The organism is Oleiphilus sp. HI0132 (genome assembly GCF_001635845.1).
In genome coordinates this window covers 1-769 of the sequence record NZ_LWGJ01000526.1, presented here as the reverse complement: position 1 = coordinate 769, position 769 = coordinate 1, and the positions used below count along the sequence as shown (strand labels likewise).

Below are 769 nucleotides of genomic sequence, written 5' to 3'. Positions count from 1 at the left end.
ATCCCTCAACACCTAAAGTCAGAAGAATTGGTCGGTGGCAATGCGCTGATAGGCATGGGCACTTTTGTTGCGATTCTTTTGGGTACTATTGGCGCTGGTATCATCATGCAATTAGATAGCTTTCTGATTGTGACAGCATGTGCCGTCGTGTTTTTTGCATTGCTCGGTTATCTTAGTAGCCGTTCAATACCTTTGGCCCCACCGAGCCAAGCTGATATAACAGTCTCATATAACCCTATTAAAACTACCCACTCTCTAATTGTCGAAGCAAGAAAGCACCGGCCGATATATTTAGCAATTGCGGCAATCTCCTGGTTTTGGTTTTTAGGTGCAGCTTATTTAACGCAATTCCCTAACTTCTCGAAAGAAGTCTTGTTNGGGGACTCCTCACTCGTCACCTTACTATTGGCGGTATTTACCATTGGTGTTGCACTTGGCTCGATGCTTTGTGAAAAACTGTCTTCATCACAGGTTGAGTTGGGTATTGTACCGATTGGCGCGTTGGGATTAAGCCTATTTGGTGTAGATCTTTATAGCGCAATTCCTCATCAACCTGAAATTATCCACACTTGGCTTACATTCCTAAACGCTGAAGGTTCTTTTAGAGTGTTGATTGATCTGATCGGTATAGGTATCTCAGGAGGCATCTTTATCGTCCCACTTTATGCCTTTGTCCAGGAAAGAGCGGAACCGGCTTTTAGAGCGAGAACCATCGCTGTGATTAACATTATGAATGCCTTGTTTATGGTGGGAAGCGCTATCACAGGAA

The 769-nt window shown here is 44.0% G+C and carries 1 protein-coding gene; it reads left to right on the top strand.

The window, feature by feature from the left end:
• On the top strand, positions 1 to 769 hold a 769-nt coding region (locus tag A3766_RS06315; protein ID WP_197479378.1), incomplete at both ends, for an MFS transporter.